This is a genomic window from Geomicrobium sediminis, from assembly GCF_016908595.1.
Taxonomy (GTDB): Bacteria; Bacillota; Bacilli; order Bacillales; family Marinococcaceae; genus Geomicrobium_A; species Geomicrobium_A sediminis.
Genome location: NZ_JAFBEC010000006.1, coordinates 40,634 through 55,723, shown reverse-complemented (window position 1 = coordinate 55,723; position 15,090 = coordinate 40,634). Strand labels below are relative to the sequence as shown.

Annotated in this window: 15 protein-coding genes, 2 pseudogenes and 1 riboswitch; of the genes and pseudogenes, 4 read left to right on the top strand and 13 right to left on the bottom strand. The window is 42.0% G+C overall.

The genetic code is table 11. The features are described from left to right. Positions 1–6: 6 nt before the first annotated feature. A pseudogene (locus JOD17_RS10785) lies at positions 7–693 on the bottom strand (HAD hydrolase-like protein). A 125-nt stretch (positions 694–818) separates the two neighbouring features. Between JOD17_RS10785 and JOD17_RS10780 the strand changes: the two are divergent. Beyond that, positions 819–1,205: a hypothetical protein gene (locus tag JOD17_RS10780; protein WP_204697684.1), complete on the top strand. Its 387-nt coding sequence runs from the start codon at positions 819–821 to the stop codon at positions 1,203–1,205. Positions 1,206–1,266: 61 nt separating this feature from the next. Here the strand turns inward: JOD17_RS10780 and JOD17_RS10775 are convergent, their stop codons facing one another. From JOD17_RS10775 to JOD17_RS10755, 5 genes are all read right to left on the bottom strand, one after another. Beyond that, positions 1,267–2,847, bottom strand: a complete 1,581-nt coding sequence (locus JOD17_RS10775) for an ABC transporter substrate-binding protein (RefSeq protein WP_204697683.1) — start codon at positions 2,845–2,847, stop codon at positions 1,267–1,269. A 145-nt stretch (positions 2,848–2,992) separates the two neighbouring features. Beyond that, positions 2,993–3,166, bottom strand: coding sequence for a serine protease (locus tag JOD17_RS10770; RefSeq protein WP_204697681.1), 174 nt, complete (start codon positions 3,164–3,166; stop codon positions 2,993–2,995). A gap of 14 nt (positions 3,167–3,180) precedes the next feature. Then, entirely contained in the window at positions 3,181–4,947 is a 1,767-nt protein-coding gene (thiC, locus tag JOD17_RS10765) for a phosphomethylpyrimidine synthase ThiC (RefSeq protein WP_204697679.1), read from the bottom strand. A gap of 99 nt (positions 4,948–5,046) precedes the next feature. Then, positions 5,047–5,161: riboswitch (TPP riboswitch) on the bottom strand. Positions 5,162–5,243: 82 nt separating this feature from the next. Continuing rightward, positions 5,244–5,447, bottom strand: a complete 204-nt coding sequence (locus tag JOD17_RS10760; protein ID WP_204697677.1) for a hypothetical protein — start codon at positions 5,445–5,447, stop codon at positions 5,244–5,246. Further along, positions 5,405–5,803, bottom strand: a complete 399-nt coding sequence (locus tag JOD17_RS10755) for a hypothetical protein (protein WP_204697675.1) — start codon at positions 5,801–5,803, stop codon at positions 5,405–5,407. Before JOD17_RS10755 ends, JOD17_RS10760 begins: the two co-directional genes overlap by 43 nt. Positions 5,804–6,117: 314 nt before the next feature. Here JOD17_RS10755 and JOD17_RS10750 point away from each other — a divergent pair, with 314 nt between their 5' ends. Next, positions 6,118–6,348: a type 2 periplasmic-binding domain-containing protein gene (locus tag JOD17_RS10750; protein ID WP_204697673.1), complete on the top strand. Its 231-nt coding sequence runs from the start codon at positions 6,118–6,120 to the stop codon at positions 6,346–6,348. Between the two features lie 29 nt (positions 6,349–6,377). Here JOD17_RS10750 and JOD17_RS10745 read toward each other — a convergent pair whose 3' ends face one another. The 3 genes from JOD17_RS10745 to JOD17_RS10735 form a co-directional block, all read right to left on the bottom strand. Continuing rightward, positions 6,378–7,784, bottom strand: coding sequence for a sodium/glutamate symporter (locus tag JOD17_RS10745; protein ID WP_204697671.1), 1,407 nt, complete (start codon positions 7,782–7,784; stop codon positions 6,378–6,380). Between the two features lie 417 nt (positions 7,785–8,201). Next, positions 8,202–9,047 carry an HpcH/HpaI aldolase/citrate lyase family protein gene (locus tag JOD17_RS10740; protein WP_204697670.1) on the bottom strand — a complete coding sequence of 282 codons (846 nt, stop codon included), beginning with the start codon at positions 9,045–9,047 and terminating at the stop codon, positions 8,202–8,204. Then, positions 9,044–9,568, bottom strand: a complete 525-nt coding sequence (locus JOD17_RS10735) for a MaoC family dehydratase (RefSeq protein WP_239575439.1) — start codon at positions 9,566–9,568, stop codon at positions 9,044–9,046. Before JOD17_RS10735 ends, JOD17_RS10740 begins: the two co-directional genes overlap by 4 nt. A gap of 85 nt (positions 9,569–9,653) precedes the next feature. On the opposite strand from JOD17_RS10735, the gene JOD17_RS10730 reads away from it, so the two are divergent. Beyond that, entirely contained in the window at positions 9,654–10,550 is an 897-nt protein-coding gene (locus JOD17_RS10730; protein WP_204697669.1) for a LysR family transcriptional regulator, read from the top strand. On the opposite strand, the gene JOD17_RS10725 is transcribed toward JOD17_RS10730, so the two are convergent. Next, positions 10,547–11,722: an acyl-CoA dehydrogenase family protein gene (locus JOD17_RS10725; RefSeq protein WP_204697668.1), complete on the bottom strand. Its 1,176-nt coding sequence runs from the start codon at positions 11,720–11,722 to the stop codon at positions 10,547–10,549. The genes JOD17_RS10730 and JOD17_RS10725 overlap by 4 nt on opposite strands. 189 nt (positions 11,723–11,911) lie before the next feature. Between JOD17_RS10725 and JOD17_RS10720 the strand changes: the two genes are divergently transcribed. Further along, positions 11,912–13,060, top strand: coding sequence for a CaiB/BaiF CoA transferase family protein (locus JOD17_RS10720; RefSeq protein WP_204697667.1), 1,149 nt, complete (start codon positions 11,912–11,914; stop codon positions 13,058–13,060). Positions 13,061–13,152: 92 nt separating this feature from the next. Here the strand turns inward: JOD17_RS10720 and JOD17_RS10715 are convergent, their stop codons facing one another. The 3 genes and pseudogenes from JOD17_RS10715 to JOD17_RS10705 all read right to left on the bottom strand — a co-directional run bounded on the left by JOD17_RS10715 (position 13,153) and on the right by JOD17_RS10705 (position 15,064). After that, positions 13,153–13,344 carry a hypothetical protein gene (locus tag JOD17_RS10715; protein ID WP_204697666.1) on the bottom strand — a complete coding sequence of 64 codons (192 nt, stop codon included), beginning with the start codon at positions 13,342–13,344 and terminating at the stop codon, positions 13,153–13,155. 274 nt (positions 13,345–13,618) lie between these two features. Further along, positions 13,619–14,064: pseudogene (locus JOD17_RS10710) on the bottom strand (NUDIX domain-containing protein). 31 nt (positions 14,065–14,095) lie between these two features. Further along, the gene (locus JOD17_RS10705; protein WP_239575437.1) at positions 14,096–15,064 is read right to left on the bottom strand and encodes a proline dehydrogenase family protein; all 969 of its coding nucleotides are present in this window, start codon (positions 15,062–15,064) and stop codon (positions 14,096–14,098) included. Positions 15,065–15,090: the final 26 nt, after the last annotated feature.

Here is a 15,090-nt window from a genome sequence, read left to right as displayed (position 1 = left end):
GAATGATTAACCTTCTTCTGAAGGATACAATGGTTGCAACTGGAAATGATGAGTGACAATCTGTGGTACCTCAGCCAAGTCCTCGATAACGAAATCTGCAAACTTTAACTCTTCTTCTTGAGCAAAATCAAAACGGCAACCAATAGAAAGAAGATTATTGTCCTTAGCCGCTTGAATATCTGACATCCGATCACCAATCATGATTGCCTCTGTTACGAAATGCTCATTTAGAATGGTTTTCACTAAGTCACTTTTACTCAAAGTTTCAATTTGTTCAATGCTGTATGTACCTGCAACAAAACGATCCAATGCATAGTGGGAAACGATTGATTTTAAGTACTTTGTCAAACCATTACTTGCAATGAATATCTGAATATCATTTGCCTTTAATTTTTCAAGTACGTCTAACGCATGTGGATACAATGCTCCTAAGCCTTCTCCAATATTAAAAATAAGTCGTTCTAAAAAATACTGATCACTATACATTCTTGTCTATCCAGAGCAGTCAGGAAGCAGTGTTTCCCATACTTTAGGTAGAGGAACCCCCATAATATCCCGGTACAATTGAAGTGGGGTTTCACCTTCCCATTCACCTTGTAGACGTAACTGTTCGAACGTATCTTCTAATGATGTTTCTAAAACTCGGTCTGTTTGAAACAAGGTTCCATCCATATCAAAAATAACTGCTTTCATTCTCACACATCCCATATGGTAAGTTATTCATTTTCTGAATTACAAGACTTATACTTCCTTTGCAATTACATTTTCATTAGCATTGTGATCATTACGATTTCTTTGTAGTATGCTACTACTAGGAGGTGATCATCATCAAACGACTCCCAGAGTTTCTTTTGCTTGGCGTAGGGCTTTCGTTACAACTACTTATCGCAACGGTTCTAATCGTCAACTTATCAGTTGCAACGGTTTCAACACAACTCCCATTGCCCGGTGTCGGCACACAAGCATTCGCCTGGTTCGTATTCGCCGTTCATTTAATCGGACTCATACTCTTAATTATAACTACATTTCACATTAAGAAATCGGCGCGTAAAGCAGGACTTCGCTTGTTAATAATTGGCGCTATCATGCTCATTGCGACCCTTGGCGCAACGCTCATTCAATCTGTGTTGTTTATTATTGCTGGCGTATTATTTATAGTGCGGCTTCAAGAGCGCGTACCTTCAACAGCTGCAGGATCAACCTAATTTTCTCAATCAAACATACTAAAAACGCTCATGAAGATGCTCATGAGCGTTTTAACGTCCGTCACTCTTTAATACTGGCATTCCAAACGACTGGGGCTTCAAACAATTCAAAGCCTTCAACATCCTCATGGACAGCGACAAATGCATCGTAGTGCCCGAGTACAGTTGAAGAGCCTATTTCATATAAGTACTGCTGCACGTTCGCCCACTCCTCGGCTGCTTCTTCTTGTGATGCTGCTTCGCGAACAGCCATTAATCCTGATCTTACGTTTTCATCATCCAACCCCGCCCATTCTGGTGTAACAGCTAAAAGCTGTGGTGGCGTTAATTGGTAACCCGTACTCGCCAAAAACAAATCCCAGCGACTACGATCATCCTTCGTTTCTAAAAACGTCGCAAAATCAAACGTATCTACAGACACGTTCATACCGATGTTACGCAATTGTTCTTGAATAACGAGGGAGCCATTGTACATTTCATTGTAGTCAGGTGTTGTAAGAATCGTAATTTCTTCTCCATCATAACTCGATTCTTCTAAGAGTTGCTTCGCTAAATCAGGATCCGCTTGATTGTAATAGTCGGCCCCTGCATCCGTTGCCCACTGCTCTTGATTTTCGTTTAAATACCCAGGAGCAAGGGAGAACAATTCGGGTAGCGGATAACTTGCAAGCATAATCTCCTCGTTGTCGAGCGCCGCAAGCACGACATGGCGAAGCTCTTCATCTGATAAAACGCCTTCGTTCGTATTGAAAAACGCCGTTAACGTCCCTCCCGGTACCGATTCAATCTCAATACTTTCATCTTCTTCAAGTAAATCATAGTTTTCTAACGGAATGCTGTCCGCGATGTCATAAAGGCCCGTTTGCAAGCCCGAAATTCTCGTAAAATGATCCGACACGAAATGATACGTTAACGTCTCTGTTGGTGCCTTAATTTCTCCTGTGAAACCACTAGGCTCCCCTTCTAAAGACTGAAAATCATCATTTCGAACGAGACGGATGTATTGATCTTGTTGCCAATCCTCGAATTGATACGGTCCGGTACCCACGTATTCTTCAAAACCATCTGCGGATGCGGATTCAACAATCTCTTTTGGCATAATCGATGGGAATTGTGCTTGCGAAGCTAACAGAATAAGAACGTCTGACGTGGCTTGTTCTACTGTTAATTCCACTGTATAGGAATCTACTTCAGTGAACGACGCTCCGTCCAACAATTCTTTCGCTCTAGAGGAGACCGTTAGCCAGCGATTCATCGACGCAACCACATCTTCCGCTGTCATTTCCTCTCCATTATGAAACTGAACGCCTTCACGAAGCGCGATCGTGTAAGTCTTGCCATCATCGCTTAACTCATACGACTCTGCCAACACGGGCTGCGGCTCATAGTTTCCATCTAATTGAAACAATTGTTGATAAATGTTTCCAGCAATGTCGAGTGCAACCGCTGAAACCGTTTGAGCAGTATCGAGCGTAGGCGGTTGAGCCGTTTGAGCAATGTTCAATTCATCTCGAACACTTTGCTCTTGCTCGACTTCGTTGTTTTCACTTGCACTTTCCTCAACTTCACTCGGTGAACTACAAGCGACAAGCGCGCCTAAAACGACCGCTGTTCCAAAAGTTGTCATGCTCCGTCTTTTCATTCAATCTCCTCTAATCTATATGTATTCTTACCCATTTAGTAGGCTTAATACGTTCAGTCTAGACAGAAAAGTGAAATAAGTCAATAAGCAACGAACATCTAGAAGGGAGTTGCCCATGAACGAACAACTCCCTCGTATAGCACTATTAATAATAAAGCACTTCTACTTTATTACACATTAAACAGCGTCTCATTAACTCATCTCCACTAAAATGATGCGAACACTGCTGTTGGATATGTTCAAGCGTTGCTTCAAGTTGCTCAACTTCAACCTTCTTCTCTTCAATGAGGTGCTCGATTTGCTTCACTCTACCATCCATCGATTTCCCTCCGATTATCGGTACAACTTCGCACCAGCATCAACAAACTCATTTGCCTTTTCTTTTAAGCCGGTCTGGATCTCTTCAGACTGTGACGCGGTAAGCTTGCGAATATCATGTGAAATTCGCATACTGCAAAATTTCGGACCACACATTGAACAAAAGTGAGCTGTCTTTGCTCCTTCAGCTGGTAACGTTTCATCATGATACGCCATCGCCCGATCTGGATCTAACGAAAGGTGGAATTGATCGCGCCAGCGAAATTCAAACCGTGCTCTCGATAAGGCATCATCTCGTTTCCTAGCTCCCGGATGACCTTTAGCAAGGTCTGCGGCATGTGCGGCAATTTTATACGTAATCACACCTTCTCGAACGTCGTCTCGATTAGGTAGCCCTAAATGCTCTTTAGGCGTAACATAGCAAAGCATCGCTGTACCATACCACCCAATCATCGCTGCACCGATCGCAGACGTAATGTGGTCGTATCCTGGGGCAACATCTGTCGTTAACGGACCTAACGTGTAGAATGGGGCTTCGTCACACACCTCTAACTGCTTATCCATATTTTCTTTAATCAGATGCATCGGCACGTGACCAGGTCCTTCAACCATCACTTGTACATCGTATTGCCATGCTCGCTTCGTTAATTCACCTAACGTATCAAGTTCAGCGAACTGCGCTTCGTCATTCGCATCTGCAATCGATCCTGGACGCAAGCCATCACCAAGGGAAATGCAAATGTCGTAGGCACGTAATATCTCACAAATCTCATCAAAGTGTGTATACAAGAAACTTTCCTCATGATGAGCAAGGCACCATTGCGCCATAATCGATCCACCTCTAGAAACAATGCCTGTTAATCGATTCGCCGTTAACGGAACATACCGCAATAAAACGCCCGCATGAATCGTAAAATAATCAACCCCTTGCTCCGCTTGCTCAATGAGCGTATCCCGATAAACGTCCCAAGTCAGATCTTGAGCGACACCGTTTACTTTCTCAAGTGCCTGATAAATCGGAACCGTTCCAACGGGAACAACGGAGTTACGAATAATCCACTCCCGCGTTCGATGAATGTTCTTTCCGGTTGAAAGGTCCATAATGTTATCTGCACCAAAACGGGTTGCCCACGTCATCTTCTCTACTTCATGTTCGATCGAAGACGAAACTGCCGAGTTACCAATGTTCGCATTGATTTTGACGTGAAAGTTACGACCAATAATCATCGGCTCACTTTCCACATGATTAATGTTCAACGGAATAATCGCCCGCCCCTTGGCAACTTCTTCTCGGACAAACTCCGGTTCCATCTGTTCACGAATGGCAATGAACTCCATCTCAGGCGTGATGATACCTTTTTTGGCATAATGAAGTTGGGTCACACATTGACCTGGTAGTGCTTTACGAACAGTATGTCGGAACTCTACTTGTTGTTGATCATGCGTCGATGATTCACTACGAGCGCCATTGTCTTCAGGCTTTACTTGGCGTCCCTCATACTCTTGTGTATCCTTTCTTTCTACGATCCAATTTTCCCGAATAGCTGGCAGCCCTTCTGTTAACTGAATATGAGCGTTTTCGTCCGTATATGGTCCACTCGTATCGTAGACAAGAAGCGGTTCATTGTGCGTTTCCCTGCCGTCTTCATGAATGGTTGGACTTAACGAAATTTGTCTCATCGGCACTTGAATGTCAGGACGGGAACCTTGAATATACACCTTCTTACTTCCTTCAAAACTAGACAACATTTCAATGTTTTCTTGCTGCACACTTTTTGTCATTTAAGCCTCTCCTTCAAACTAATTCCTAAAGGACGAGATCAAGAGCATACAAAAAACCAGGCCACAATAAATCGACCTGGTTTATCCATACAAGAAGTAATGACTCATAGATAACTTCCCTACGCTGGCATGATCCAGATCAGGTCCGAAGAGTCAAGAAGCTTCATTGCGCTTCCCTCTCAGCCCAGCTCATTGGGCTCCCCTAGTTAAGGTTATTTAATTCTGGCACAAGTATAGAATGGATTGAATAATAAGTCAAATCGGAATTTATCTGAAGAGGTGCAACTTCTTATTGATTATTGTGGATAAGGTGTGAATAGTTGCTGGAACATCTGTTCATCAACGTCTTCGTTTTCCAATTCAATGACCATAAAGCTCCATTGATCTTCCGTTGGTTGTTGAATGAAGAACGGAACTTCCTTACCTACAACGTGACTCCTAACTTCTAAGGCTTGACTCATCTTATCATTGTTAAAGCCAAAGTTATCAAACGTGTACACGTCTCCTGATTGCTCCACAACATGGATGGCAAATAATGCTGTTCTCGAAGGGGGCACATTAGTCGTACCTGGATTCCTCCGGATAAAGGTTCAACAACGACATGATCCACTTCTTCCCAAGTTGCTTCTTGCCGTTCCCCGAATGATACGATCGACACGCCATCATGATCAATCACGCGAACATGATCCCATGATATCAAAATCAGCACAGGCAACATCATTAAGCTCGTAAAGAAGGGAATAAGCACACGTTTTTGTTTTAGACCTTCACCAGACAGAAGTGGCGCTACTAAAAGAATAAAGACGATAAACAGAATAACGATCAGCCACATGAATGAGTCATTCGCATACAACATCATATAAAGCTCATCACCGACTTAACGCATTCTCTTGAGAATCAAATAGCCACCTGAACCCACCCATAGAAAACGGTATACATAGAGCAAAATAAAAGAAAATCCGAGTATGATACCGCAATCGTTGCTTAAGATTACGAAATCCATTTCGCACGCCTGTTCCTAAAAACCATACCGGAATTACAAACGCGAATTGTATAAACAGATAAAAAAGATTTCATATTCCTCAAACAAAGGATCGATCATGATGAAGGCCATCACCACGGCAAACGCTTGTAAGCTAAAGCCAACAATTACACGCCAAGACGGGATCTTTGTTCTTCATTATTGAATGCAAAGATATTCAAATGGTCATCCAGCTAGTAAGCCAAGAAGTGGGTGTCTCTGTTATTCCAATCGACTCCCTATCAACACCACATGACTCCATTACACTTAGACCGATTAGGGATTTTGATGATGTTATGGAACCTGCCATTATTAAATTGAAAGACTCACATCGCTCTGTCGCCGCACGACAATTTTGGCAATTGATAACCACGACATAACGACAAAAAAATCAGCAAGGGAATCACCCCTACGCTGATTTTTGTTTTCCAAAATAGAATACACCTAGTATCCAAAATAGAATCATTAAGACAGTTACACCAATAAGCGCCGGCATTAATCCGAACTGGATAATAAACGGCATCGCCGCTGCCGTTACGAGACCTCCACCGACCATCGGTTCAAAGAAGACCTGTTTATACCCAAACGCTTTCATTGCTGGTGTTTCTTGTTTCGGGTCGACGATTTTCATAAGCATAATTCCAGTCGCCGCAACCCCCATCGATTGTCCATAATCACCAATACCACGCTCAAACCAATGGTTAGGAATCATCTTAGGAGCAAGATACAAGAACAAGACGACGTTAATCAAAATACCAGCAACCGCGAGAATAACAAACTCCCAAATGTTTGCACCAATCACAGACAAGCTAAGTGTCGCTAATGCACTAATGATTAAAAAGTCGAGTGCTGTGTTTTGAATTCGCAACACAGTCTCACGATCGATCATCGATCGCTTATCAAAACGAGACATGAACAATTGCAAAATAATACCGCCGATCATGGCAAATGGGAACAATGGAACGTGGGCAATCAGTTCAATACCAGACGCTGCGTACCAAGTGACTTGCTCAATCCAGAGAAGCCCTTCCAAAATCCAATAACCGATGAAAATTGCAATTGCAACGAGACCTAAGTGAAAAGCCAATGGCTCAATTGATACACTTGAAGTCGTCTGCTTTCCAGAAGATTGACGGTTTTCTTCATCAATGATTCCAGATTGCTGTTCAAACGACAGTTCATCTGGGTGTGATAGCGTTGACAATTTCCCGCGACGAGCAGCAATATTAAGCATGATAATCCCGATAATTACACCACTTAAGAGACCAACAGTCGCAAGACCTAATGCTAAATCATACCCTTCTTCAAACCCTAAGGAGATGAAACTATCTTGTAAACCAGCAGCCGTACCATGTCCTCCGACAAAACTAATCTCAATCAAAGCACCTGCTGCAGGACTCATACCAAACACCGGTACGAGAATTGTCATCGCAAGCAACATACCCACTGCATATTGCGCCCACGTCATCACATAACCAAGTGAAATTTGCGGTCCACCGACTCTCCAAATTTCAGATAGTTTTGGAAGTACGAAGCCTATAAATAACGTTGCAAATACGACATTAATTAACAAACCCGGAAGCTGAGACCAAACGTCCATCATATCTTCCGTAAATAACCCGTAAGAAGTTGAACCTTCTGAAGAGAAAAATCTCCCTAATACCTCTGGTCCTAAGAATAGAGCTAAAAAACCACCAATCAACGAACTTGGCAAGAAAAGTCTTTGCAGCAATGGCGATTTGACGCGAATCCACTTACCAAGCATTAAAACCATGCTAAGCACTACGAGCGCAAAGCCGATAACCTGTAATGACATAACATCCAATCCTTCATTAACCGAGTTTCATATGTAGCTACGTTTAACCAAATACTAATTAATATTTTTATATAATAATATATGGGACAACGCCCTATATTCTATGTGATAAATTATAGAAAATCAATGCAAAAAATAATTTATTAATTTATAATAAAAGTTTTCGAATAAAATTTTTAGAATGACAATTTTCTGCAAAATGAATTATAATTTTGTTCCCTCTTTTTAGAATTTAAATGATCACCTAATATAAGATTTGTCCGCTTTAGACGATCGTACTATCTCTTTAAAGGTCTATAGTGGGATACTTAATTCACAAGGTTCTTTAGCTTTATGCCGCATAGTTCTCTGCTCTTGTTCCGCGCTCGCTCCCTCTCTCTTGATCCACGCTACTTGACCTAAAAAAGCGAAACGGCTCTATAGCCGTTTCGCTTTTTTAGTCTCATATTGTTCAATCATTTTCATAGCTTGATCGTAGACAGGATAGTCTACCATTTTTCCACTTACTTGAATGGAGGCAATGCCTTGTTGTTGGGCGTCTTCGAAGGCTTCTTTGATTGTTTTAGCTGTTGTGTATTCTTCGTTCGTTATTGAATAAATGCTATGAAGATGTTCAATTTGATTCGGGTGAATTAATAGTTTCCCTCGAAAGCCGAGCGCTTTATGATACGTGCTTTCTTTTTTGAAGCCACCTGAATCTTTGAAATCCGTATAAACAGAGTCGATCGGTGACTCTAGTCCTGCGGCTCTTGATGCAAGTACGACCTGTGATCTGGCATGAAGTAATGAAGTCCCATCTTCTGTTTTCTGAATGCTCAAATCTAGACAATAATCTTCCGCACCAAACGCTAATTGACGAATAGTTGGAGAAGCCTTTGCGATCTCCATCACATTCCACATACCTTCAGCACTTTCAATAATTGGTACGATCTCATTGCACCTCGACGTGCGAGCCTCAATCTTCTGAATGTCGATGACACTTGTCACTTTTGGAACCATTAACGAATAACTGACGAGTTCTTCAACTGCTCGTAAATCGTCTTGCCAATACTCCGTTTCTAAATCATTGATTCGTATAAACAGTTGTCGTGGCGATTGTTGGTGCAACGCGTGAATGAGCATTGCTCTGGCATCAGCTTTACGCTCTTTTGCCACCGCGTCTTCTAAGTCAAAAATCACAGCATCGGCGTCCGATTCGATTCCTTTTGCAATCAACTTCTCTGAACTTGCCGGGGCGAACAACCAAGAGAGTGGTCGAATCATTGTTGTTTCAACACTTTATTCAAAAGTTCGTGCTTTTCTTTTGGTGCGTAATCTTTCTTATAAACCATCATTGTGCGTAGGAAATGAATGACAATGTTACCGTCTTGGTTATAGCCATACGTCTTAATTCGCACGATCCCAACGTTATCTCGAGACTTTGATTCTCGCTTCTCTAGTATTTCACTGTAGGAATAAATCGTATCGCCTTCAAAAACCGGATTAGGAAGTTTCACCTCGTCCCAACCTAAGTTTGCCATGACGTTTTGTGAGACGTCTGACACTGATTGACCTGTGACGAGCGCAATCGTAAACGCCGAATTGACTAACACTCGGTCGAAATCCGTTTGCTCTGCGTAAACCTTATCAAAGTGGATGGGATTTGTATTTTGTGTGAGTAATGTGAACCATTGATTGTCTGTTTCCGTTACGGTTTTGCCTAACGGATGAGGGTATACATCTCCGATTTCAAAATCCTCATAGAACCTTCCATTCCACCCTTGCTTGATCGCATTAACTGTCAATTTCAACACCCTTCCTATTTATTATTCATAAACGTTGCAGTAGTATAAAAATAACGAATGTTTATACATCATTGGAGTGAGCGCTATGGATATGTCTCAACTAAAAAACTTCATTATTACTGCTGAACAAGGTAGCATGACAAAAGCTGCTGATCTGCTTATGCTCTCACAACCTGCATTGAGTCGTTCGATCACATCACTAGAGACTGAATTAGGCGTTCCATTGTTCGACCGTAGAAACCGAAAAATCGTTCTTAACCGTTTCGGCAAAACATTTCTTACTGAAGCGAAACATATTCTTCAGCGCTGGGATCACACACGAACGTCAATCTCAAACATGGTCGATCCTGAATCTGGCAGTGTATCGATTGCATTTGTGCACAGTTTGGGCATCGCCTACGTCCCAAAACTGTTAAAAAACGTTAAAGAACAAGAACCGAAATTTTCTCTTTCCTTACAAGAAGTGAACGCCAATGCAATCATCAAAAGTTTATTAACGAATGATATCGACTTTGGCTTTGCTACACAGTTCCAAACATTCGCCGAGCTAGAATATCAACAACTGTTCAAAGATAATCTCGTACTCGTCGTTTCCATTGATCATGCATTTGCGAAAAGAGACGAAGCCATTACGATTGATGAATTAATCGAAGAGCCACTTATTCAATATAGCCCTGGAACCGAACTTAAGAAATTACTCGACGCAGCCTTCGCGGACAAAAACAAGGCAATGAACATCGCTTACGAAGGGCTCGAGATTAACAGCATTATCGGAATGGTTAAAGCGAACTTAGGTGTAGCGTTTATGGCCGAGTCGATTGTCGATTCCTTATCAATGACCGGTCTTAAAAAAGTTGCTGTTGAGAACTTCAAAGTGGAACGCCCGATCTACTTCATCCACAAAAAACAAGGCTTTCTTTCCAATGCCGCGACTCATTTTAAACAAATCGTTTTAGACTTTCATCATCTACCCCATCGTTAGTATGATCGAGGCATTTTTAAGACATGTTGTCCGAGGTATGAAAGAATCATGTTGTTATTCACCGGGGCAACTTGATACATTCTCGTTTCACGGAACTTCCGCTCTACATCGTACTCATCAACAAAACCGTTGCCGCCGAATGTGTTAATACACGCATTTGCGGCTTCCCAGCTTGACTCGCTCGCCAAGTACTTTGCCATATTTGCTTCTTCTCCGCACTTCTCGTTTTGGTCAAACTTCGTTGCGGCTCTGTCTCGAATCGCTTCTGCTGCCTTAACATTGGCATACGCCTTTGCAATTGGAAATTGAATGCCTTGGTTAGAACCAATTTTCCGATTGAATACCTCACGTTCGTTTGCATAGTTCGTCGCTTGATCGATAAAGAAATAACCGTCGCCAATCGCTTCAGAGGCGAGCAAAATTCGTTCTGCATTCATCCCATCTAGAACGTATTTAAAGCCTTTTCCTTCTTCACCGATTAGTGCCTTTTTCGGAATCTGCATATCTTTATACCAGATTTTATTCGTCGCATAATTGAACATCGCTCGCACCGGCTCAATGGCGAGTGAGTCTGGTTGATTTGCGCGCACTTCTCTTAAATCAATCAAAAATAAGCTAATGCCGTCTGTTTTCTTTTCGACTTGTTCAAGCGGTGTTGTTCGCGCAAGTAGCATTAATAAGTCTGACTGCTCGATTCGACTCGTCCAGTTCTTATGTCCATTTACAACGTACCCATCGCTCGTCTTTACAGCTTCCGTTTCAATTGCGGATGTGTTCGAACCCGCTTGGGGCTCTGTGATCGAAAACGACTGAAAACGAATGTCGCCTTTTGCAATGCCTGGTAAGTATTCTTTTTTCTGTGCTTCACTACCGTGCTTTAAAAGCGCACCCATCGTATACATCTGAGCATGACAACCAGCTGCATGCCCGCCGTTTCGATGAATTTCTTCAAGAACAACGTTAGCTTCAGTAATGCCATACCCTTTTCCACCGTACTTTTCTGGGATTAATACCGATAAATATCCTTTTTCCGTTAACGTGTTCACAAACTCATATGGATACTCACGGATTAGATCTAAATCTCTCCAATATTTATTTGGAAACTCACGAAGCAACTCACGAACTTCGCTTCGTAGTGTCTCAACATCCACCTCATCATGTTTGACTACCATGCGACACCCTCCTTTTGTTTCTTATATTGTAATCGCTTTAAATGTCAGAAAACAATCGCAACTGTGCATAGAATGCATAACAAAAACGCATCGATGCAAATTCTGAATCTAACTAATGCAAGATTGCGATTGTTCTTCATAAAAGGGATCGATAGACTATGACTAACTTAAATGAAGGAGGCGCAGCGTATGCAACCACTACAAGGCATTACCGTCGTATCAATTGAACAAGCAGTCGCCGCCCCATTTGCAAGTCGCCATTTAGCGGATCTGGGTGCTCGTGTCATAAAAATCGAACGCCCTGAAGGTGACTTTGCTCGAGGTTACGATGATACTGTACATGGCATGTCGAGTTTTTTCACCTGGCTTAATCGTTCTAAAGAATCTGTCGTCCTTGATCTAAAGGATAAAGAAAATAAAGAACTACTAGATTCGATCTTGAGTCAAGCCGATGTTTTCCTACACAACCTTGCACCCGGGGCGATCGACCGACTCGGGTTTAGTAGCAAACCACTTCGTGAACAGTATCCGAACTTAATTACTTGCAGCATTTCTGGATACGGGGAAACAGGTTCTTACACGAATAAGAAAGCGTATGATTTACTCATCCAATGTGAAACAGGCGCTGTTTCAGTAACAGGTACTGAGGACACACCTTCCAAAACAGGCATCTCCATCGCTGACATCGCTGCTGGCATGTACGCATTTAGTGGCATTCTTTCGGCAGTTATCGCAAGGGGCCAAACCGGGAAAGGGACTCATTTAGAAATATCAATGCTTGAAGCGCTAGGTGAATGGATGGGATTCCCGATGTACTACGAAGGAATTGGTGGCAAGAAGCTAAACCGTACCGGTGCAGCCCATGCATCTATTTACCCATACGGGCCTTTCAAAACCTCTGACAAGACAATTTTTATCGGAGTACAGAACAATCGGGAATGGGCAATGTTCTGTGAAGAAATCCTCGAGGATAAAACGTTAGCGACCGATGATCGCTTTGTTGATAACGCGAGCCGCCTCACCAACAAAGATCTCTTAGGTACAATGATTCAAGAGAAGTTACAAAACCTACTTTCAACCGATGTGATCGAGCGTCTCGATACAGCAAAGATTGCCAATGCCAACCTTAATGACATGACTGCATTCCGACATCACCCACAATTAGCAGAACGTTCACGATGGACGAAGGTCGATAGTCCCGTTGGATTCGTTGACGCGCTGCTTCCACCGATCAATAGTGAAGACTTTGATATTGTTATGCAACCAATCCCTGATATTGGAGAGCACACCGAACGTGTGAGAGAGGAATTTCAACAGAAACGTAGTGAACGATCGTAATGCTCTAAACCTTCTTTAGTTATATAGGTGGTATGCCAGGAATGATGTAATATGAAATCAAAAAAGCTGTTGAAACTATCGTCAACAGCTTTTCAATTAACCTTATGCAAATATGTAGCTAAAGCTAGCAGTGCGACAGCTATTCCTGTCGTCCAATTCAAAAACGGAACATGAAACAGTGTCTTATATAAAAGATTTAAGCCGATAATGACAACACTACAAATAATAATGAATGGTACAACAAACCGTTCAAACCGAATGGACCTTCCGAATAATTGAATCATATGATTCCTCCTATTGATCAAACCAATCGTCTTCTTAAAAACTGGCGTATCGATCTCATTCGCTCCATAACCCAAGTTGCTACCAAGCCAAGAAGAACAGGCAATAGCGAACGAGTCGCTTGCAACACCTCTTCATAGTTGCTTCATAGGAGGAATAAATGACGAGTTACGTTCTGATCTATAATTGACAAACCCACATAACAAATCCCTGCAAATAGTAACAGTTGGAAAGGCATCACTTAAACTACTCCTCTCATCTAGAATACGTTCATTTCTAATTCACATCACCCAAATAGATAACCGTTTCATCTGTTTGTAAGACTTGGGTTACAAGTGCTTTCGGATATAAACGAATCGATGGTAGTTGGTCTTTATGAATCCACTCCATCCCGACCTGGTGTGAGTCTGGATTGCTTGGCTTCACTCCATCACCAATGACCGAGCACGCAAAATAAAACTCAATTTGATGCACATCCCCATCGAAAGACGCGTGTTCATGATGTTTACCAATGTATTCACGAAGGTGAAGTAACTCTCGTACGTCAACTTTCTTCCCAACTTCTTCTCTACATTCGCGGATGAGCGTTTGTTGGAGTGTTTCACTGTGCTCTTGACCGCCTCCCGGAAACAAATAGAAGTAACGTCACGATCCTCGTTCTTCGTTAATAATACGTAATTGTCTTCAATGATGATGGCTTTTGCTGAGTTGCGGATCTTCATGATTCTCTCCTTCTTGCACTTCAATGAATGATTAATACTGTTTTAACGCATCTGATTTCCCTTGAATGAGATCCGTAAATGCTTGATAAATGTTCGGAGGGTACTCGGCAATACGGTGAACAAGGTAAAGGTACCATTCACTTCCATAGGTAAGATAGATTCTTACAGCAGCTCCGTCTGCTTTTAGGCTTTCGCTTAATTCAGGGCGAATTCCATATAGAAATTCTGCCTCAATCCATTCATAGCTAAAATACTCTTTTTCTTGAATGTGACTAAGAATGTTTTCATCATGCGAAGCGATCGATACAGCCTTTCTTTCTTTCACACACATTCTAACCAATTCAACATATCGCTCATTAAGTACGTCAGAACGAGCAATATGGATATCTTCAGGTTCTTCATATGCACCTTTTACAATTCGTACAGGCCCTTCAAAATGAAGTATTGCTTCTAGATCTGATTTCGAGCGATGCAAATGGGCTTGAATGGTCACACCGACGTTCGTGTAATCGAACGCAACGTTTTTGTATACAGCTAGTATATCATCGGTTTTCGAAGATTCTTCCATACTAATCATAAGATGAATGCCTTGTTGCTCAGCAGCTTGCGCTAATTCCCTCAAGTTCTCTTCTGCAAATTCAAGGTCAACGAGCAAACCGATATGAGACAAGTCAAAAGAAATTCTCGTTTCAAATTTGTTTTCGCGACATGCAGCAATGAGTGCTAAAAACTCTTCTTTCGCTCGTACACACGCTTCATGTGATGTCGTATTTTCACCAATAAATTCGAGCGAAATTCGATAGCCTTTACTTCGTAGCTCTTCACCAACCATCAACGCATCGTCTCTCGTATCCCCGGTCACAAAGCGCTTTGCCGCTCGTTGAAACAACGAAAATAATAGATCTGAGTGCTGGATATATTCTTTCACTTCCAAATTTCTCGCTACTGATTTCATAGATTTTGCGAATTCTAATTCTACGACACTCATCTCTCTTTTCATGTAGCTTCTCACTCCTATTCACCTAG